Here is a 21,307-nt window from a genome sequence, read left to right on the forward strand (position 1 = left end):
GGGGTTTGGCCGTCGTTTATTCAATAATGTTTGCCTCCGTCGAAATACCTGAGATATGAAGCAAGTTAATGGATTTACCCGTTATCCACAAAACACAATGATATTTTAACATGTTTCATCCTATTTTCATATAACAACCGTGATATTTAGCAAAGGTAATCGGGCATTCCGGCGGGTTTCATTAAAACTTTGTGAAATTGCAAAGCTCATTTTCATCATTTTCACGCCAATTAAAGGACCCGTAATCTTTCAATCTTCGGATAGACGGCCTCGCCTATCCCACCCCACAAAAAAATGTCGCAAGGCTCGTAGCCCTGCGACATTTTTATAATTTTATGAATGTGAATTAGTGTTTGGATCCTCAACGGCGCCCAACTTTTGGTTGTCGTCCAGTTGAGAAACGCCCATCAGATGCTTCTTCTTTAACCAAATCATCGTTGGCCACAACAGGGCTAACGCGATAATCATGAAGAGCAGTAGCATCCAGAAGGCCTTACCAACCATCCCTGGCATCCCTGACGTAATCGCATCCCGGAAGCCGAGAATCGAGTAAGTCATTGGCAAGAATGGGTGAACCACGTTGTAAAACGAGTTCGTAACTTCCATTGGGAACGTCCCACCAGAACCACCAAGTTGCAGCATCAGGAGAACCATGGCCAAGAACCGACCAGGGTTGTCCAACAGCATCGACAGGAACATGACGATGAACATCGACGCCTCCGAGAACATGATGGAAACCAGAATCATTTGCATTGGGTGAGTAACACTCAGTCCACCCAGCATCATCAGTGATGGTTCGATAACGGCCATAGCCAGCGCTACGACAGCGCCAATGGAAACCTTACTGAAGAACCAGCCGGTCGCACTACCATCTGCCTTGGAAACCTTACGGATTGGGAAGGCAAAGTTGAAGACCAAGGCCCCAACGTAGAGCGCCACGGACAGCACGTACGGTGCTAAGGCATGACCGTAGTTTGGTACGTAGCTGTAGCTCTCATGCTTCAGGTGAGTTGGCGTCGCGAACATGTCCGCCGTCTTGTCAGACAGTGGTTGGTCGTTGATCTGCTTAGCCCCACTCTTCAAGGACGTGGCTAATTTGCCTTGACCCTTGTTAAGCTTGTCGGCTCCGCTGATAATCTGACCGTTCTTGTCAACTAATTGTTGTGACCCATCGGCAGCTTGGTTAACTCCACTGACCAGAGCCGGTACTTTGCCGTTCAAGGTGGTCAAGCCACCATTAAGGGTACTTGCACCTTGGTTAAGCCGATTGCCCGCAGACGTCAATTTAGGCGTGTTAGCTTGCAGCTTATTAACACCGGCAGCCGCCTGGTTAATCCCACTTGCTAACGTGCCCATACCACCATCAAGCGTTTGGGCACCTGTCTTTAAGGATGGACCGTTCTTGGCAAGTTTAGCTGAACCAGCGGCAATCTTAGCCATACCATTAGACAGAGCTGGAACCTTTTTATTCAGAGTAGCAGCACCCGTACTAAGTTGTTGAGAACCACCAAATGCGGTCGAAACCCCATCGGTGTACTGTTTAGTACCATTTTGTAGTGCCGTAATACCGGCAGTTAAACCAGCAGTTGGCGAGTTAACCTGTCCATCCAATTGTGACAGGCCAGCTGCAAGATCTGACAAGCTGGCAATTTGGTCATTAAAGTCTTTAGAATTTACAACCCCGTCCAAGCCCGTCAGGCCAGTCGAAATCGTGCCCAAAGCACCCACTAACTGAGTCGTAAGAGTAGCTAGTTGAACATCATCCGAAGCCGCCTTTGTTTGAATCGTGTTGCTCGAGGCCTTAATTTCTTGAGTGGCAGCATTGGCAGCCGTTGTCTCACTAGCCAACTTTTTGGCCAACGAGCTAACCTCATCTTGGTTATCGGACTTTGCTGCAGCTGCCTGAACATCGGCCGCTGTAGCAGCAGCCGCTTTGCTCAGTGACTGAGCCTTTTCAACGCTTGCCGCATTCGAGTCCGAGCTCGTTGTAGAAGCAGTACTACCTGATTGGCCCTTCACAATGTTATCGATTTCCTTCGACAGTGCTTCGGCTTGGGTGGCACCCGTAGACAATTGCGTCACGCTGGACTGCAGTTTAGAAACTTGTCCCGACATTGCCCCAATTTGTCCGGTGCCATCACTCATCGTCTTAATCGCAGCAGACATTTTTGATGCGCTAGCTGCCAATTGGGCAAGTCCATTGTTCAGGTCACTGGACTTACCATTCAGAGTAGACAACCCTGTGTTCAGGTCCTTACTCCCGGAAGCCAATTGTGATACACCCTTAGACAGTGGTCCAACCCCAGCGTTCAGTTGCTTGGCCCCATCGTTCAGCGTGTAAACCCCGTTGACGTACTTGTAGACACCGGTATTCAATTGGCTAGCACCAGTCGCAAGTTTATTTGCACCCGCCTGCATCGTTGGCATCTTAGCACTCAGTTGGCTAACCCCACCGGTAAACTGGTTAACCCCAGACGTGTATTGGCCGAGTCCGGAAGCCAGGGTGGCGGAACCATCCGTCAACTTTTGAATCCCACTCGAAAGTGGTTGAACCTTGGTCTGCATGGTTAACAGGCCATTATTCAGCTTGGATACACCAGTGGTGTAGGCGTTCAGGCCATCCGTCAGGGTAACGGTCCCGTCCTTTAACTTAGCGGAACCCTTGGCGGCCTTGTCCATCCCCTGACCCACAGCGTAGATTTGCTTAAACGTTGCTTGGGCGTACGCTTTGGTAACCTTGGCCTTGATTTGGCTATCCAACTTGTCGGATCCAACTTCACTCATGACCTGAGCGATATAGTTGGCCGACCCGTTCGTCTTGTAGCTAAAGGTCATCTTCTTTGGCGTCTTGTTCAACGCCGTTGCGGCGTTAGCCGAGAAATTCTTGGGAATCGTGATGACGGTGTAATACTTGTGATGCTTCAAGCCATCCGCTGCCTGGCTTGCGGAAACGAACCGCCAGCCCAGCTGATGGTTCTTCTTCAGGTTTGACACCGTCTGATCCCCAACGTTTAACTTCTGCCCCTTGAAACTTACCGCTTGGTCATTGTTGACCACGGCCACGGGCAGTTTACCGGTTTCCCCATAGGGGTCCCAAACCGATTTTAGAAAGAAAATACTATAGAGGAATGGAATAAACATAATGGCAACAACCGAGATTAAAATCAATCGGTTGTGCCGGATGTAGTTCCATTCGCCTTTAATCATGTCCACTTGTTTCAGCTCCCTTTATCCTCAAAATAACCTTAAATAATTGCAGTCTCTTTTATAATAGAAGTATCTTCGCACATTATTACTTGACTTGTCAAAACAATAACATGCCATCGACTATTAATAGAAATCGTCACCAACCGCACCCCATCAACGTTTCGGCGTGTTCTACATTCATTTTTAAAATTTTTCGGTTGCTTAAATAAATCCCTCAGGTTACGGAATAGCTTATCAAACCGGCCTGTAATCCACCTTGATCCGAATCAATCGTGCCCATGTCCGATCCGTTCAAGCCAAATCGCAAAAAAAATCCGCCACCTTTTTATTTTGGTAGCGGATTACTACTATATTTATCTAACCGACTAGAACAAGGCGACGATCGATCGCCATGCCCGCACCAAAAAGTTGGCTTTCTCAACGGGTTCGGTCACCTTGAGTGGGACCTTAGTCGTCTTGGTATCACCCAAGAACCCTAACTGGTCGCCCTTCAGGGAAATGTTGGCCGTCCCGATCTGATCGTTCTTAGCAACTGGGGCTTGTAGCTCCCGATCCTTGGCTAACTTGGCGGTTAACTGTGGCGTGGCCTGAACGTTGCTAGCCACTTGGTCGTCACGAATCCACAATTGAACATCACTAGCTAAGACCGTCTTAGCCGTTGGTTGCTTGGCATCATGCGTCTTAACTGACTTGGCGCCAGCAATTTGGGAGCCAGCCTTGAAGGAAACCGTCTTGAAGTTATTGTAAACGTACGACATCATCTTCTGGGTCTGTTGGAACCGCGCAGGGTCAGTCTCGGACTCGTGGGCGGCGTGCAAGACGACCGTCACAATCCGCTTACCACCATTGTTGGCGGTCCCGGTAAAGTTTGCACCGGCAGCATCGGACGTCCCCGTCTTTAACCCGTCAATATGCAGCTTGGTGTAAGCAGCCGTCAGCCCCTTCAACATCCAGTTCCAGTTTTCCATCTTAGTCGCATCCTTCGTGCCCTTCTCAAACCACATCTTGGAAATCTTGGTGGTGTCGAGTACTTCCGGATACTTGTTTAACAAGGCCACGGCCAATGTTGCTTGGTCGGCGGCCGACCATTCGTTTTCAGCCTTGGCAGAGACACGACGGTCCCCCAGCTTACCGACTTGCTGGTTGGTCAACCCACAGGCGTTGTAAATCTTGACATCGGTCATGCCTAAATCCTTGGCCTTGGTCTTCATCTTGGCCACGAAGGCTTGGGGTGAACCAGCAACCGCCGTTCCCAAGGCTTCGATGGCCCCGTTAGCGGAGTAGATCAGGGAAGCCTGATACAAGGACTTCACCGTGTAGCTGTAGCCCGCCCGCAATGGGACGTTCGACAACTTGGTGTTTTGGGCAACCTTAGCCGTTGCGGCATCAATCTTAACCTTCTGGTCCCACTTCAGCTTGCCACTGTGAACCGCCTCTAACACCAGGTAAATCGACAACAATTTACTCATCGAAGCCACCGGCAAGGTCTTGTCGGCATCCTTACTGTACAAAATCTGGCCGGTCTTGGCGTCAACCGCGATGCCCGCCTTGGCCTTCAAATTAACCGTAGAACTGGCGGTATGCTTGGTCGCCGCCTGCGCCGTTACCGTTACGGGGGCCACGCTCAGCCCACTGGCAGCACCAGTGAACAAGGTCATCGCCGTGACGAGACCCATCACAACTTGCTTTAATCGTTTCATTTAACTTAAAACTCCTCTATATGTAGGTCGCCGAGTCGGCCGACACTTTATTTCGTTGATCCCGCAGTTTTCAATTCATTGGGGATCTCTAAGGGGTGATCTTGTTTGACTGGTAAATGAATGACGAAGCTGGTTAAATCATCATCCGATTCAACAAAAATATAGCCACCATGTAAGGCCACAATACTTTGGGCAATCGCTAAGCCCAGCCCCGTTCCGCCGGTTTCCTTGGACCGTGATTCTTCAACCCGGTAAAACCGTTCGAAGATTAACGCCAGGGACTCCTTGGGAATCTTAGGCCCATCGTTGGTCACGCGGACCTCTAGTTCCTGATCGTTGACCCGTTTGGCAATCAAATTGATCTCGGTCCCGCCATCCCCGTATTTCAAGGCATTGGCGACCAAATTGTTAAAGACCCGGACCAATTTCTCCGGATCGGCCTCCATCATCAGACTAGCCGGCGTACTCGAAGCCCCGATCGTCATGCCTTTCTTCTGGGCTTCCAACTCAAAGCTGGCCCCCAGTTGGGCTAACATCGCCGCCAAATCAATCTTTGTCAGGCTGAGTGGCGTATCCGTTTGCCGAACCTTGGTGTATTCAAACAAATCATCCACCAGGGACTTCATCTGTTTGGACTTCAGAAAGGCGGTATGAGTGTACTTCAACAGATCGTCTTCGGAGTGATACTGCTGGTCTTCGATTAAGCCCAGGTAGCCAATGATCGAGGTCAATGGCGTCCGAATATCATGACTGACATTCGTAATCAGTTCATCCTTTGACTTCTCAATTGCCCGCTCTTCATCCATTGAATGAATGACCGAGTCCACCAAGGCATTGACGGAATCCACCACGCGTTGTACGTCGCCACTGACCCGAAACGGAATCCGGTGGTCGAAGTGACCATTGGCAATGTAGTGAAGTTCTTCAATAATATGGTGAAGCTGCATCTGCCGGTAACGCCGAATCAGGCGCCACCAAACGACGACGGCATCGGCGATTAGCATCAAGCCAATGAACAGATTCTCCCAGCTCCATAGCTGAAACTTATTGGGTCCCAACATGATGGAGCGCTTGATAATAAAGATCCCGTCCCGCAGACCGGGATTACTTTCGATGGCCTGAATGATCAGAACCAGTAACGCCAGATTCAACATGAACAACAGGATCACCGTGACAACGCCCTCTAACCAGAGGGTACTCTTCTCTCGCGTGGTCAGCTTCATACTCTGACCTCCCAAGTGCCAATCAACCGGGAGTCGCTAAATTTTTCCATTGAACATCCCATCTTTCTTGACTGCCACCTTAAACCTTTAATGTGATTCAATCTTGTAGCCCACACCCCAAACGGTTTGAATAACTTTTTCACCGTTCGTGGCTTCTTCAATCTTATCGCGCAAGTGACTCACGTGGACCATGACGGTCTTGGCCGACACGATACTTTCCTGACGCCAGACCCGCTCGAAGATTTCGTCCGCGGAGAACACCCGGTTGGGGTGACTGGCCAACAGATAGAGAATCCCGAATTCCAAGGCGGTCAGCGAGATCGTCTTGCCGGCAATCGTCTTCACTTCGTGGGAATCCTTGTTGATCGTCAACGTGCCGATGTCCAAGATATCGGGAGCATCGTCGGTCACTTGGTCCTGGCTCCGCCGCAACAGTGATTTGACCCGCGCCATGACTTCTAATGGGTTAAATGGCTTAGTAACATAATCATCCGCACCAGTAATCAACCCCTGAATTTTGTCCATATCGCCGGTCTTGGCCGACAAAATTAAGATTGGAATTTGAGAGTCTTTCCGCACTTCCTTCACGACTTCAATCCCACTCATCTCAGGCATCATGATGTCCAAGATCATTAAGGAAATATCGGGCGTGGTGTGTAATTTAGTAAGGGCTTCCTTCCCGTCATAGGCGGTTAAGGGTTCGTACCCTTCGTTTTTAATGTAAATTTCGAGTAACTGAGCAATTTCTTTATCATCATCGACAACTAAAATTTTCATAAGAGCTAGTCTCCTTTACCAACTAGGTCACATCACTAGTGGTTTCCCCTTTGGATTTATCTTCATTCTAGCAAATAAACCCGCCGGAACGTCCTGTCGCCACCAACCTTTAATCGGGCGTAAGGCACTTTACCATTCCTTAATTTTACACTAATTACCGATGACTAGCCAACTGGATGTTTAAACCTGGTTAAGGTTCTGAAATTTTCGGTCGCTGACCTTCTTTGGTGCTCCGATGGTGGGACCTGGTCGCTCTGCCCCGATGGTGGGATCTGGCCGTCTCCGCGGCGCTGACACTTACCACTAACTGCAACGACAATCGCCCCAATCATCGACGACCCAATTCGACGGTTCCATCGTCGTCCTCACTTTCCAGTACGCTACGATTGGCAATTAGCTTTGCCGCTTCTACACTGGGGGCAAAACGTGTAAGTGAGGAGGCCTTTATATGAAATCACCACGCACAACGGTCATCATCCTCAGTTGCCTAGTCGTCCTGGCCGCAATTGCTTCTTTCCCAATTGAACACACCGCGTTCGGTAAATTTATCGAGGTCGCCATGGTTCTAATTATCGTCATCGTGGCTAACTTCCACAAATTCCAACACTGGCGGCATCAACATTAATGGTTAACGCCAAGTAGTCAGGCTCCTGATACTTGGCGCTTTTTGTTGTCGTAACTAATTGGCTATTACCATATACCACTGATTGACGGGAATAAAAACCACCAACCGTCTACACCGCCCCCACTAGCAACCCACTTATGCAGGACTAGTCGAGACCGAACATTGACTGCCGGATCTCAACCAGAGGGCGCCGGGAGGGGGGCTCAGCCGTGGAACTGCCTTAGTGGAGTGCCTTTCTCCGCTTAGGCCGAACTGACCTTTGAGACCGCTCTTTGGCTCAAAGTCATGTTCACCGCGTTCCAGCCCCCCTCCCGGCAACCGGCGGTTGCCAGCTTAACCCAAAACAAACAAAAAGGGTCGATCCCCAGTGGAATCGACCCGCAAAAACATTATTTGTAGTTAGGTGCCGCCTTCGTGATTTGCACATCATGTGGATGTGATTCAATCAAACCGGCATTGGAAATCCGGACGAATTGCGCATCGTTGATTAAGTCTTGAATCGTGGCGCTACCGGTGTAACCCATCCCGGAACGCAAGCCACCAACCATTTGGAAGATGATATCGTTAACGCTACCCTTGTATTCAACTCGGGCTTCGATACCTTCGGGAACCAGCTTGTTGGCTTCGTTCACGCCGCCTTGGAAGTAACGGTCGGCGGAACCGTGTGACATGGAAGCCAGGCTCCCCATCCCACGGTAAGTCTTGTACTTCTTGCCACCATCTTCGATAACATCGCCAGGAGCTTCATCCGTCCCGGAGAACATCGACCCAAACATGACGGCGTTACCACCAGCGGCGATCGCCTTCACGATATCACCGGAGTATTTCATCCCACCATCGGCGATGATTGGCTTACCAAAGTCACGAGCTACCGCGGCGGCATCATAGATGGCCGTCAATTGTGGCACCCCGACACCGGCAACGACCCGCGTCGTGCAGATTGAGCCGGGGCCAATCCCAACTTTAACCACATCAACGCCGGCTTCGAACAGCGCCCGGGTACCTTCACCCGTGGCCACGTTGCCAGCAATTAACGTCGCTGCTGGGAAGTGGTCACGAATTTCAGCCACCTTCCGCAACACCCCAGCGGAGTGACCATGCGCCGTATCGATGATAATCGCATCGGCACCGGCGTCCAGCAACGCTTGGGCCCGGTCGAACGTGTCGGAGGTGACCCCCACGGCAGCGGCAACTAACAAATGGTTGTTAGCGTCAACGGCCGCAACCGGGAACTTTTCGGCATCGTTTTCGATAGCCTTAACTTCGGCAACCATTTTGGCTTGATCGGTGGCACTCATATTCTTGTGGATGACGCCCAGCCCACCATTGTGAGCCATCGCAGTCGCCATCTTAGTCTCGGTGACCGTATCCATCGAGGCACTTAGAAATGGAACGTTCAACTTGAGGTTCGGGGCTAATTGGACACTTAAATCGACTTCATTCGGTAAAACGTGACTCTCGGCAGGAATTAACAAAACATCATCAAACGTGAATCCTTCTTTAGCAAACTTGGTGTCCCAATTATACATAGTTGATAGCGCTCCTCTTTTTTAGTCTCAGGCTCGGTTAGGAATCCTGGGAGATATTGTTTCTTAATTTACCAGTCTAGGCCTTTGAGGTCAAGGACTCTCATTGAACTATCATCATTGAATTATTTAGCAACCGTTACTGATTGAGTCGGTGAATCGGTCACCCCACGCCGGTATTTTCGAATCAACCAACCGATGAGGCTCACCCAACTCAGCCCGGAAATCCAGGCCGATAGTCGCTGGATCCCCGTAGGTACATATTTTAACACGATGGTACTCTGCCCCTTAGGAATCGCTACGTGGATCACATCCGTCTGGTCGGCGGTCCAATGGCGCCGCTGACCGTTCACCCAAACCTGATAACCTTGGTATCCCAGGTGAGGCAACTTGGTCTGACGGGCTCGTTGACTGCTAACGCGATAGGTAAAGCTGTCGGGACCCACCGTACGACTCAACTGGCGAATCGTCCGGTCCCGTTGGCCATTGGCCCGGGTATCCATCACCTCAATCGAATGCGTTTCGATGGCATCCAGGGAAACCAATGACCGGGGCGGCACGTAATCGGGATTCCGCATAGTCGTTGCCGCCCAGTGATACTGATCATTTCGAATCGACCGATTGGTCTTCGCCGAGCTATTAATGAAGCCCTGGCAACTAAAGAAGCCAAACAGAACGATAATCCCCGTCCCCGCAGTCAGCCAGGCCGTGCGATTGAATCGCCATCCCTGACCAAATAGGGTCACGATCGCCCGTGTTCCCACTAAGGCCACGAATAGATTGGCAATTCCCAGGAAACGCCAAGGAAATTGAATCATCCCCAGTAGCCCCTGAAAGGGTGGCCACGGGAACAGCCGCGTCGCCATGAGGGTAAACAGCCAACCGAGCACCAACAGATACCGATCCCTGGGGCTAAACCGACGAAACGCCACGATCCCAAGTAGCAGCAGGATTAAGGCAACCAAGCCGATGTTGATATGACCGGAAGCCATGCGATTCATCATCGAATCGGTCAGGAAGGCCCACGGCTGTTGCACACTATCCTCTAGCGAGAACTGAGCCACATTGAGTTTACCCACCCGATGCAGCTGTTGTAGCAGTGGCGCTAAACAGGTCACCGTCAGGAACACCGTGGTGATCACCGCCCAGCACAGCATTTTGAAACGCCACCATAAATTTTGCCGTTTGATCAGGGCCATCCCTAAGGTAACCAGGACCAATACCGCACACAACAAGAGTGAGACCAAATGGGTCAGGGCAATGAGCGCCATCCCAATCGCCAGCCAATACCAGCGGTGCCAGTCACCAGCAGCGATGCTGTAAGCGCCATAAAAGACTAACGGGATGATGGCAAAGGTCATTCCTTCCGCCAGCGCCCCGCGAACAAAGAAATCCAACAAGCGGTAGTGAGCAAAAGCGTAAAATACGGCCACCATGATCCCCTGAAACCGGCTATGTAACAGGCGTTGCCCCACAAATGAGGCCGAATACAGGGTAGCCATATTGATGATAAATAGATACAAGGTATAGGCTAAGGGCCCACCAAACAGCACTTGAAGTGCCGCCATGGGCCACAACAGATAGGCCGGATAAAACAAATTAATCGGATAACCCCAGGCGTTGAATGACCCGGTCGCAACGTGCCCCAGTCCCAACTTACCAAACTTTAAGTACTGCGTGATGCTCTGAACCCGATTCAGATGGAATGCCAAGTCATCCCCTAGATAGATCCGCCCGTTAGCGATCCAGGGCAGAAGCCAGACTAACGTGAGAACAATGAAAAACAACAGTTGGGCAAGCGCCCAGTGCTGCCGCACCCAGTGCCCAAGGGCCGTATGTGATTTCGTTTGCAAGTTACTTCGCCTCCCTCTTCTAATTAACGTGCCCGCCGTTGATAGAGCCGGTAGGTGACGTTAACACTCTCGAATGATTGCGTATGCCGGGCCACCAACCGGTAGTTCTTGGTCAGCGACTGTGCAATCACGCGCGTCCCTGGATTCAAATTGCCCCCGGTAATCTGTCCCTTATGGTAAGGATCCCCCGTCCAGGTTCGCAAGGTTTTCTTTGCCGGCGTATTCAGCACCACCCATTCGACCTTCCGGTGGCGAATCGTGGCTCGCTGCCCCCGCAAAATCTGGGGCGCATCCTGTTCCGGAATATTATAATTTTGAAAATAGTAGGTGTTCGGCACGGCGCCCGCGGCCGTATAAAAACCCATGTCGATCGACCCATAATTCAATAGTGTCAACGGTTGCGGCGACCGTCGCATGATCCGTCCAAACACGACCTGGGCGGGTTGTTGTGGTGCCGCCGTGTCCTGCTTGGTCACCGAAGCATTGTTCGGAAACAAGCGAGAACTCACCACGTTATTATTCACACCGAGCACCAAAAAGCCGCTCAGTACCACCGTGGCAACGATGATAAACGGATCGTCCGTTGCCGGTAATTTAGCAAAGGCTAAGCCCCAACGGGCCATTAGAATTAATGGTAGCACGAAAAACGCGAAGTACACCAATTGATAATAGGCGTAGACCGACCCGGAGTCATACCCATACAGGGCCAACAGGTCGCTGGCCAAGAAAATGACGAGATATAGCGCCCGGGCGAAGGTGGTGTGAAACAACTTGGGCTGGAAAATAACCACCCAACAACAGGTAAAAGGCGATCCAGGCCCCGAGCAGCGTGTACTTCGACAGGAAAACCACGCCCACAATCAGGCCTTGCGCGAAGTACCACCAGTGACTCACGGCGAAACGGCGCCGGTCCATCAAGACAATCAGGTAGATCAGGGACAGCAGTAATGGTAGTGTGAAGAATTCGACGGTGTCACCGTAATCATAGTATGGGTGAAAAACGAATAACAGCGGCGACAACAGCGCGAGTAACAAACTACCCAGTTCCGGTGTCTCCAGGAGCAACGCCAGCTTATAAACCAGAAACATCGCCGCCACCAGGGTGATAATTTCAAAAACAAAAATTAGTGCAAAGCTCCGATGACTGACTAAATAGGCCAGGCCGTGAATGAAGTACACGTATGGCCCCTTCTGCTCGAAGATGTCCTTATAGGGGACGATACCGTGCATCATGGCCTTGCCTACGGTGAAGAACGCGTTGTTGTCAGGTGATGTGTCGAAATAAAACGCGGGAGAGGTGTAGGAACAAAATGCCATGATAAACGCCCCAACCACGGTCAATAAGCCTAACACCTGAGTTGAGCGGTGATGGAACAGTAATTGCATTCGTTTCATAATCGTTACCCCTCTCCATTAATTCGGTGAACAATCAATCCGACGAGATAAGAAAAGGCGTGGTTACCCACGCCTCTCCTTATAGCAAGCCAGCTACTTCTTGATATCGTAACGGATCGTGTAAGGCTTGTAGCCGTGATCCCGAACGGTAAAGGTAAAGTACTTACCGCCGTGGTCCAACTTCAAGGCTTCCTTACGAGACAACCGTACATCGAAGCGGCCGTTCTTCTTGACCGTGAACCGGTCAACAACAGCACCTCGGCGATTACGTAGGGTAACCCGTGCGCCCTTCATGCCCTTTTGGAACAAGATGGTCCGGCCATCACGATCGTAGTGTAAGCGGCCCCGCATTTCGCGGTCTGCCCGCAGCCGATAAACGACTGGGTGACGGCGAACGACTCTTCTGCGAGAGGTCCACTTGGTTGAACTAGAAATACTACTGCTCGTCGCACTTGAAGGTGCAGTTGATCCGCCACCGTTGTCGGCACCGGAAGTCATCGTGGCACTGTCACTACCACTACCGCTTGCTGCATCAGCACTGTTTCCATCGGCGTTTGCTGTCGTGGCGACCACACCAGCAAATGATAAGGCTGCAACTAACCCTGCAACATACCCAAAGACTTTTTTCATAAAAAAATCCTCCCCGAAATGCTGAATTTTTCGTCAGGCCGAAGACCGGTTCGGCTTGATTACTTGAACGCATAATAAGGCTATGGAGTAATGGGGTCAAGCACCGATACCACTGGGTTTAGCGGTGGTCACAATTAGTTTGCCCCTGAATAAATAGCTGCCATTAATACGCCGAATCCTTGTTCTTCTTGGACTTCTTTCCTAGTAGCCACCAATTCAGTTAGGTTTAGCTTAATCAGTCTATTAGTCTTTTAACTGAAATTCTTTTTTGCTTACTTCCGTGAGTTTACTAAGCGAAGCCACTTGGTAAGAGTTTAAGGCCGCTTTTATCCTTTGATGGACCGCCGTCGGCGGTTAGGGGTGGGGGCCTATGGGACCCGTCCGGAGCCACAGCCCGGTCTCCGAACTCGCCTTCAAGCCAACCACAACCCGGTCAGCTCGAAGGTCGGTCCGTGCTGTAAGGCCTAAGCCCTTGGCCTAACACCACTTTCACAGGCCCCCACCCCTAACCGCCTTTGGCTAACACTGAATACTAGGACCAACACCTCAACGCCTGAAAATCCATAGTGACTAACCCCTCATATCCAGTCCCACTAAACAACACAGCGTGATCAACCTTCACTGTAATCATCGATATTTTCAGGCCTACTTCGCAGTAAATACCAGCACCCTGATCGGGCCCAGCCTTTGGTCCCAACAGGATCGCTGTCCTACGTCCACAACCATTAAGATAGCCAAATTGACCGCGTTGCCAACAACAAATACAGCCTCCCGATCTACTGTTTATCCCAATGACTGTGGCCACTCCGCCGTGAAATCATTCTTAATCGAGGGAACTTCCTGACTCAAAAGAATGGCCGTACTTGGAAACTGATGTCCTCCCAGACTTTAAGACATGTCCACAGCGGGCCAACATTCTCTAACAAGAAGTAGCAACCCAGTTCAGCCAGCCGAACATCTTCAAGTCTTTTGCGGTGTAAAAATCAAATTGAATCAATTGATTACTAACAACAGCGCTGCATGTCGACTTACCTCATTGTCGTATTTGCGGCCGAGCACAAACCGTAGGGCGCCGGGAGGGGGGCTCAGCCGTGGAACTGCCTTAGTGGAGTGGTTTTCTCCGCTTAGGCAGAACTGACCTTTGAGACCGCTCTTGGGCTCAAAGTCATGTTCACCGCGTTCCAGCCCCCAGCCCGGTAACCGAAGGTTGCCAATCCCGACCAAAGCAACAAAAAAGCGCCAACCATCATGACGATAGTTGGCACCCGAAATCAATTTAAATTTAGCTTTGACCGAAGAAGCCGCCCTCGATCTTGAAGAACCGCCGTACCAGGAACATGCCACCGATTGATAGCACGCCGAGCACGATGCTCCACATTGCTGGAAGCACTGGGTTGAAGACAGTCAGGTTTTCTGAGACGTAGAACAATCCCATCCAAACCCCGAAACCTAAGACAACCGCAATTGTCCGGAAGAACAGGTTAAACCGGTGCTTGATGTGTGTGTCCAATAATTTAGGCATCATTGGTAACAAGAACCCAGCGACAATGGCACTAACGGCGATGGCCGTTACCCCAACGGGCTTGCTGGTCTTCATCAGGTTAGGACTAAAGGTGTACATCAGCCCAAACATCAGGTTGAAGATCATGAAGAAAGTCAGGGCATTGTACAAGACGTTAGGCCAGTAACCAATACCACCGATTAACTTTTGTTCAACCTTAGGGCCTTCAACGACACGTTTGATGTGTTCATCAACGTCGCCGTACATCGCCTTCGCGGTCTTACCTTCTTTTTGCCCCGCCGTCAGCTCGGTGACCATCCGCTTGATGACCCCGGCCTTGTGGTCCGGCGACAAACGTTGCTTCTGTAACTCACGGTTAAACCGGAACATGTAGTCGGCGTTTCGCTTGGACAAACCAATGTTGTCAAAGGCAGCCCGTTCTTCGATGTCGACATGCCGGTGAGTCTGGCGGACACCCGCATTCCGTGCGGACTGCTGGGCGCCTGCGTTGCGTGGAGTTTCCTTGTTATCGCTCATGTATTCTTGATCCCTTCTAAACGTTGAACCGGAATTCGACAATATCGCCGTCTTCCATCACGTAGTCTTTCCCTTCAACCCGCAGCTTTCCTGCTTCCTTGACGGCAGCTTCTGATTCGAATTGGTCCAAGGCATCAAATGCCATGACTTCTGCTCGAATGAAGCCTCGTTCAAAGTCGGAGTGAATAATCCCTGCGGCTTGAGGAGCCTTAGTTCCCTTCTTAAACGTCCAGGCACGGGTTTCCTTACCACCAGCCGTAAAGAACGTTTGCAGGCCTAAGAGGTGATATGAGGCCCGAATCAAACGGTTCAAGCCAGGTTCTTCAACCCCTTCAGCTTCCAGGAAGTCTTGCTTTTCGTCATCGTCCAATTGGGCGATTTCTTCTTCGGCCTCGGCTGCCACCGCAATGGCTTCGGCACCTTCCTTGGCCGCGTAGTCTTCGATAACCTTGAAGTACTTGGAGTCTTCAGGGTCCGCCATGTCATCTTCCGCAATGTTGGCCACGTACAGAACTGGCTTAGAGGTTAATAGGAACAGCCCCTTCACAATCTTGGTTTCTTCTTCATCGAAATCAATCGTGCGAACCGCCCCGCCCTTTTCCAGAACGGGTTGAATCTTCTGTAAGACGGCCAATTCGGCCTTGGCTTCCTTGTCGCTCCCCTTGGCCGCCCGCTCAACCTTCGCTAAGCGTTTGTTGACGGCTTCCAAGTCGGACAGACCGAGTTCCAAGTTGATGGTTTCAATATCATCAATTGGGTCGATCTTACCGGAAACGTGGGTGATGTTATCGTCGTCAAAGGCCCGCACCACGTGGACAATGGCGTCGACTTGGCGAATGTTTTCCAAGAACTTGTTCCCTAGTCCTTCACCCTTGCTGGCACCCTTAACGATCCCGGCAATATCGGTAAATTCAAAGGTCGTTGGGACCACCTTTTTGGCTGGAATCAATTCCTGAATCCGGTCCAACCGGTTATCGGGTACCTCCACCATGCCGACGTTCGGGTCGATCGTGGCAAATGGGTAGTTGGCCATTTCGGCCCCCGCCTTCGTAATCGCGTTAAATAACGTGGACTTACCGACGTTTGGCAGTCCAACGATCCCTGCAGTTAATGACATAGCAATTATTCACTCTTTCCATTATCAGCATCGGCCTGGTGGACCAATACCTTCTTTAATTTCTTTTCAAATTCACGCCGTGACAACATGACAATGTGGCCACAGTTCGTACACTTAATCTTAATGTCGGCTCCCATCCGGGTAATCTCCCACCGGTTAGTCCCACATGGATGAGGCTTCTTCATTTCTACCAAATCTCCGAGATCATACATGACAAGGCCTCCAAATCTGATTAATCCAAGTGAATGTCTAACAAATCTAAGATCCGGTTCAAATCATCGTTGGACAGGTATTCAATTTCAATCCGCCCTTGATGGTCATCTTTGCTGCTTTCGTTAATCGAAACCTGGGTTCCGAAGCGTTCTTGAAGTTGGTTCTCCGTGGACCGCAAGAATGGTGATTTCTTCTTGCCGGGCTTCTTAGCCAACTTCTTAGCGGCACCGTTCAACTTGTTAACCTCGGCCTCAAGTGTCCGCACGGTCATTCCGTCCGTCACGGCTTTTTTGGCCAATGCAACTAGCTTACTCTTGTCCTTCAAGGATAACAACGTTCGCGCTTGCCCCATGGACAACTCGTTGTGTTGCAGCATGTCCTTCACGGCCTTAGGCAGCCCCAACAACCGCAGGTAATTAGCGATATAGGGCCGACTCTTGCCTAAACGTTCGGACACCTGGGCCTGCGTCAAGGTGAGCTTGGTCATCAATGTATCGTAAGCTTCGGCCTCTTCCAAAGGTGTCAAATCTTCCCGTTGTAGGTTTTCCAAGACGGCAATTTCCATCATCTGTTCTTCGGAAATCGTCCGGACGATGGCGGGAATGGTGTCCTTACCGGCTAGCTTAGATGCCCGGTAGCGCCGTTCACCCGCAAGGATTTCGTAGCGTTGCAAGCTCTTGTCTGGCTGACGGACGATGATGGGTTGAAAGACCCCGGTCTTCTCGATCGAAGTTGCCAAGTCCTTTAAGCCCTTTTGGTCAAACTTTTGTCGTGGTTGGTAGGGGTTGGGCCGAATGTCAGCCAACGCCAGGTCAACCACATTTTCTTCGGCGGTATCCACACCATTTTCGGCAAACAGTGCGTCAATCCCGCGTCCTAAACTTTTCTCTTTCTTACTTGCCATGGGCTGCTAGCACTTCCTTTGCGAGTTCTGCGTACACCTGAGCACCTTTCGACTTTGGCGCGTAGTCCACGATCGGCATCCCATGACTAGGCGCCTCCGCTAACTGCACGTTGCGAGGAATGATGGTTGAATAGACCTTGTTTTGGAAATACTTCTTCACTTCTTCGTTGACCTGCTTACCCAAATTAGTCCGGGCATCGTACAGCGTCAACAGCACGCCTTCAATCTTCAAATCACGGTTGAAGTGCTTCTGCACCAATTTAACCGTGTTTAAGAGTTGGGTCAACCCTTCCAACGCGTAGTATTCACTCTGCACCGGAATCAAGATGGAATCCGCTGCGGTGAAAGCGTTGATGGTCAGGAGCCCCAGCGAGGGTGGACAATCAATTAAAATGTAATCATATTCGTCACGCACCTCATCCAAGGCCGCCTTTAACCGGGTTTCCCGGGCCATCATGGGGGTCAGTTCGATCTCCGCACCAGAAAGCTGGATAGTGGCCGGCACGATGTCTAGGTCCGGATGGTCCGTATGAATGATAGCTTCTTTAATCGGCGTTTCGTTGACTAGGACATCATAGATTTCCCGTTCAATCGTGGCCTTTTGAATCCCAACGCCACTCGTCGCGTTCCCTTGGGCATCAGTGTCGACCAACAACACGTGTTGACCCGCACTTGCCAAGGCTGCGCCCAAGTTGACACCGGTCGTGGTTTTACCCACACCACCTTTTTGGTTGGCTAATGCAATGATAGTGCCCATATGTTTTCCACCTCTAGCTTTCTTTTGGAATATCGATAATGATGCGGTAACCGTCTGGCGTTTCTTCTTCATGGGTTTCCAGCTTCATCCCCGCGTCGGTGACCATCTTCACGGATTTCCGGATCGTGTTCACCGCAACTCGGGTATCGCCAGTCACGCCATGACGCGTGACCTTGCGCCGTCGTTTCGCCGGCTTAGCGGGTGCTTTGGCCTCAGCAATCAATGCTTCGGTCTCCTTGACCGTCAGCTGATCTGCCAAGACTTGCTCGAGGATTTCCGGTTGTTCGTCCGCTGGCACGGCCAACATGGCCCGCCCATGACGTTCGGAAATCTTACGATTCAAAATAGCTGCCCGCACGGGTTCGGCCAGCTTCAAAAGCCGTAGCTTATTGGCAATGAACCCCTGGCTCTTGCCAATGCCTTCCGCCAATTGGGCCTGCGTCATGTGATTTAAAGCCATCAGTTGCTGATAGGCATGGGCCTCTTCCACAGCGGATAGTTCCTCACGTTGGAGGTTTTCAATCAACGCCATGGAGGCCGTCTCATCGTCATCCATGGTTTCGACGATGGCGGGCACCGTGTCCCAGTTGAGGCTCGATACCGCTCTGAATCGCCGTTCACCGGCAATAATTTCGTAATGATCGGGCTCGTATTGCCGGAGCACAATGGGTTGAAGTAACCCGTGTTCCGCAATGGTCTGTGCTAACTCACCGATCGCCGTTTCATCAAAGCGTTGCCGTGGTTGGAATCGGTTGGGAATGATTTGACCAACCGGAATCATCACGACAGATTGTTTCACGGGATGCGTTGGTTCATTCGTCTTATCCCGGTTATTTCCAAATAATGAAAATGGCAATGATCTTACCCCCATCCCATTAATCTTCTAGCGGCTCCCGGTTGGGTGTGCCGGCCTTACGCGGATATTTCTTCGGCGTATGCTTAACCTTATCGATCACCACGATGTGGCGTGGATCATTGGATACAGGCAAGTTAAAGGCCTCGTCAGCGCTCAACTGGCCACCTAGTGTGACAATCCCCGTTTGGCTAACCGCGAGCTCGTTGGCCGTCTGAGCCGCCTTTAAAGCGACAAATTGCCCCCCCACCTTAACCAGTGGCAAGCACAGTTCACTCAAAACCGACATCCGGGCCACGGCTCTGGCCAAGACCAGGTCGTAGGCTTCCCGGTGTTCGGACCGCTTACCACCAAACTCTTCGGCACGCGCATGGTGAAAGGCCACGCCCGTCAAGTCGAGCTTGGCTGCCAGGTCATTTAAGAAGGTAATCCGCTTGTTCAAGGAGTCCACGATGGCAACCTTGAGTTGGGGGAAGACGATCTTAAGCGGCAATGACGGGAAGCCAGCACCGGCACCCACATCACAAATGGTAAGGGGTTCCGTCCGGATTCCCGGCACATAAAAGGCAGGGGTCAACGAGTCATAGAAATGCTTCAGATAGACCTCGGGCTCCGCGGTAATCGTTGTCAGATTAACGTGTTCATTGGTCGCGACTAAGTAGTGAAAATAGTCCGCAAATTGTTGTTCTTGTGTAGCGGTTAATTCAATGCCCTGCTTAGCTAGCGCGGCACGAAACTCTTCTGGATTCATGCAATATCTCCCAGTTCATTTTGTGAAACAAAATGTTTCACGTTTGAGTATACTTTACCTTAATTACTGGTGAAACGCAACCGAACCACCGGGCTCAATTGACCGTTTCACACTCACGTCGTTCTCTATTATACCGAAAATCAGGGTCACATGGAACGCTTTCCCCAGGAAATAAATAGGAGGCATGATTCCAGTCATATAACCGGGAATCACGCCTCGCAACAGGTCGATTTAAAATGGGGGCTGGTTCACCAAGCGCCGGGGATTCATCAACCGGGGGCGATGCTTGGCAAAACCAGTATTGCTAATCCGAATGGTATCGATCACGGGTTCACCTAGCAATAGCGGATGATTCGTCACGCTAGCTAAGCCCCGTTGAATCGTAATGACATTGTAGCTAATTCCGTCATGAACCTCATGTTCATGGGGGTTCTGGCAATCAATATAAGTGGCCGTCGACCCCACCGAGGTCACGGGAATGCCGTTATCGACCAAATAGCTCGCACCAAAATGTAAGTGCCCGGTAAAGATGCCGCCAATATTGTGGCCGTGCAGAATCGCCAACAATTCTCGGTTATTCTGCAGGAGGGCATAGCGCATTGACTGTAATGCCGGCGTATCCAGCGGGTGATGGACGAAGATAAACGCCCGCCGACGTGGCGCTAGATGGAGGCTCTTATTCAACCAGTTCAGCTGTTCCCGGTCGAGCCAGCCCGCCTCCTTATTGGGTTCCCACTTCGAATCCAGAAAATAAAAATCCATGTTCTGATGAACCTGCTTATAAGCATAGTACGGTTGATGCGGTTCTTCTAAGTAACCTTCGTTAAAGGCTTCCCGGTCGTCTTGATCGCCCAGGATCACCTGAATTGGTGCCCCAATTTGTTTAGCTTGCTGATCTAAGTAGGTGCGGAATTGGGCATAATCTTTGCTGGTTCCACCGGTTAATAAGTCCCCGCCAATGACAATTAGATTTGGCTCAATCTGCTGACGTCGCACGTCGTCAAACAGTCGCTGGAGTTTATGTTTCGGTTCGATCTGTTGATGATACTGTGGCGCGGTCGTTCCCGCCGCCAACTGCGGATCGGATAAATGGACGATTTTGAATTTATTCATACCCCCGTGGCCCCATCGAATAAAGTTACTACCACCGGGAACCCCACCCGGCGACAGCTAAGCTGACTATCACTAAGTTAGGTCTAGCATACCGAACCGATGTAAATTCTCTGTATGAAATTCGTCAACATCCTGTAAAGTTTCCGCAGATCGTGCACAAAGTCCCGGCTCAGGGTGCGGTTCGATAAGGCTGGCAACCTCCAGTTGCCGGAAATGGGCTGGAACGCGGTGAACAGGATTTTGAGCCACAGCGCGGTCTCAAAAACCCGTTCTGTCTAACCGGAGCAACCCCCTCCGCTAAGGCAGTCCCACGGCTGAGCCCATTTCCGGCCGCCCTGCGGTCTTAGATAGATCGTCGAGGTCTAGACTGGTTTAGGACCAAGTCAAAATCCGCGAATTTGAAACAGAGAAGCCCCTGGACTCTTTCAATCAGGTCCAAGATTTCAATGGGACAGAAAAGCACCAGTACCCACACGGTGGCGAGTATTGGTGCTGCAGTTACTTCTTCGGATGTTTAACGGGCTTGGCAAACCAAATCATGGGCAACCACGTGACAATCAATAAGATCAACGTATCAAAGTGTACAGCTGACATACGATCATCCTCTTCCCCTATGCTTGCCCTC

The 21,307-nt window shown here is 50.9% G+C and carries 18 protein-coding genes; 1 reads left to right on the plus strand and 17 read right to left on the minus strand.

From position 1 onward, the window contains the following. Positions 1–333: 333 nt before the first annotated feature. The 4 genes from LSE01S_RS00885 to croR form a co-directional block, all read right to left on the minus strand. Positions 334–3,207: a YhgE/Pip domain-containing protein gene (locus LSE01S_RS00885; protein ID WP_082622309.1), complete on the minus strand. Its 2,874-nt coding sequence runs from the start codon at positions 3,205–3,207 to the stop codon at positions 334–336. A 365-nt stretch (positions 3,208–3,572) separates the two neighbouring features. Continuing rightward, positions 3,573–4,907, minus strand: a complete 1,335-nt coding sequence (locus LSE01S_RS00890; RefSeq protein ID WP_061775746.1) for a D-alanyl-D-alanine carboxypeptidase family protein — start codon at positions 4,905–4,907, stop codon at positions 3,573–3,575. A gap of 47 nt (positions 4,908–4,954) precedes the next feature. Then, positions 4,955–6,130 (minus strand): sensor histidine kinase, encoded by a 1,176-nt coding sequence (locus LSE01S_RS00895; protein ID WP_061775747.1) that lies wholly within the window; start codon positions 6,128–6,130, stop codon positions 4,955–4,957. Between the two features lie 87 nt (positions 6,131–6,217). Next, complete coding sequence (gene croR, locus LSE01S_RS00900; protein WP_061775748.1) at positions 6,218–6,907, minus strand: response regulator transcription factor CroR; 690 nt, start codon at positions 6,905–6,907, stop codon at positions 6,218–6,220. A 448-nt stretch (positions 6,908–7,355) separates the two neighbouring features. On the opposite strand from croR, the gene LSE01S_RS10890 reads away from it, so the two are divergent. Then, a complete protein-coding gene (locus tag LSE01S_RS10890) occupies positions 7,356–7,532 on the plus strand; it encodes a hypothetical protein (protein ID WP_156470440.1) in 177 nt (58 codons plus the stop codon). A gap of 389 nt (positions 7,533–7,921) precedes the next feature. Here LSE01S_RS10890 and guaB read toward each other — a convergent pair whose 3' ends face one another. The 13 genes from guaB to LSE01S_RS00965 form a co-directional block, all read right to left on the minus strand. Further along, a complete protein-coding gene (gene guaB, locus LSE01S_RS00905; RefSeq protein ID WP_061775749.1) occupies positions 7,922–9,061 on the minus strand; it encodes an IMP dehydrogenase in 1,140 nt (379 codons plus the stop codon). Between the two features lie 122 nt (positions 9,062–9,183). Further along, positions 9,184–10,911 (minus strand): putative glycosyltransferase family protein, encoded by a 1,728-nt coding sequence (locus tag LSE01S_RS00910; RefSeq protein WP_061775750.1) that lies wholly within the window; start codon positions 10,909–10,911, stop codon positions 9,184–9,186. A 23-nt stretch (positions 10,912–10,934) separates the two neighbouring features. Further along, positions 10,935–11,681, minus strand: coding sequence for a hypothetical protein (locus LSE01S_RS11105; protein ID WP_235808282.1), 747 nt, complete (start codon positions 11,679–11,681; stop codon positions 10,935–10,937). Beyond that, positions 11,602–12,306, minus strand: coding sequence for a hypothetical protein (locus LSE01S_RS11110; RefSeq protein WP_061775752.1), 705 nt, complete (start codon positions 12,304–12,306; stop codon positions 11,602–11,604). Before LSE01S_RS11110 ends, LSE01S_RS11105 begins: the two co-directional genes overlap by 80 nt. 93 nt (positions 12,307–12,399) lie before the next feature. Continuing rightward, positions 12,400–12,936: a hypothetical protein gene (locus LSE01S_RS00925; protein ID WP_061775753.1), complete on the minus strand. Its 537-nt coding sequence runs from the start codon at positions 12,934–12,936 to the stop codon at positions 12,400–12,402. A 1,282-nt stretch (positions 12,937–14,218) separates the two neighbouring features. Beyond that, the gene (locus tag LSE01S_RS00930) at positions 14,219–14,974 is read right to left on the minus strand and encodes a DUF1129 family protein (protein ID WP_061775754.1); all 756 of its coding nucleotides are present in this window, start codon (positions 14,972–14,974) and stop codon (positions 14,219–14,221) included. Between the two features lie 16 nt (positions 14,975–14,990). After that, on the minus strand, positions 14,991–16,091 hold the full coding sequence (gene ychF, locus LSE01S_RS00935) for a redox-regulated ATPase YchF (protein ID WP_061775755.1): 1,101 nt from the start codon (positions 16,089–16,091) through the stop codon (positions 14,991–14,993). 5 nt (positions 16,092–16,096) lie between these two features. Continuing rightward, positions 16,097–16,303 (minus strand): DUF951 domain-containing protein, encoded by a 207-nt coding sequence (locus LSE01S_RS00940; RefSeq protein ID WP_061775756.1) that lies wholly within the window; start codon positions 16,301–16,303, stop codon positions 16,097–16,099. Between the two features lie 20 nt (positions 16,304–16,323). Beyond that, positions 16,324–17,208, minus strand: coding sequence for a ParB/RepB/Spo0J family partition protein (locus LSE01S_RS00945; protein ID WP_061775757.1), 885 nt, complete (start codon positions 17,206–17,208; stop codon positions 16,324–16,326). Further along, the gene (locus LSE01S_RS00950) at positions 17,198–17,965 is read right to left on the minus strand and encodes a ParA family protein (RefSeq protein WP_061775758.1); all 768 of its coding nucleotides are present in this window, start codon (positions 17,963–17,965) and stop codon (positions 17,198–17,200) included. The genes LSE01S_RS00945 and LSE01S_RS00950 overlap by 11 nt, the downstream gene beginning before the upstream one ends. Before the next feature lie 13 nt (positions 17,966–17,978). Continuing rightward, positions 17,979–18,821, minus strand: coding sequence for a nucleoid occlusion protein (gene noc, locus LSE01S_RS00955; protein WP_061775759.1), 843 nt, complete (start codon positions 18,819–18,821; stop codon positions 17,979–17,981). 19 nt (positions 18,822–18,840) lie between these two features. Continuing rightward, entirely contained in the window at positions 18,841–19,569 is a 729-nt protein-coding gene (gene rsmG, locus LSE01S_RS00960) for a 16S rRNA (guanine(527)-N(7))-methyltransferase RsmG (RefSeq protein ID WP_061775760.1), read from the minus strand. A gap of 231 nt (positions 19,570–19,800) precedes the next feature. Continuing rightward, positions 19,801–20,682: a metallophosphoesterase family protein gene (locus tag LSE01S_RS00965; protein WP_061775761.1), complete on the minus strand. Its 882-nt coding sequence runs from the start codon at positions 20,680–20,682 to the stop codon at positions 19,801–19,803. Positions 20,683–21,307 lie beyond the last annotated feature (625 nt).

The organism is Levilactobacillus senmaizukei DSM 21775 = NBRC 103853 (genome assembly GCF_001592085.1).
GTDB classification, from domain to species: Bacteria; Bacillota; Bacilli; order Lactobacillales; family Lactobacillaceae; genus Levilactobacillus; species Levilactobacillus senmaizukei.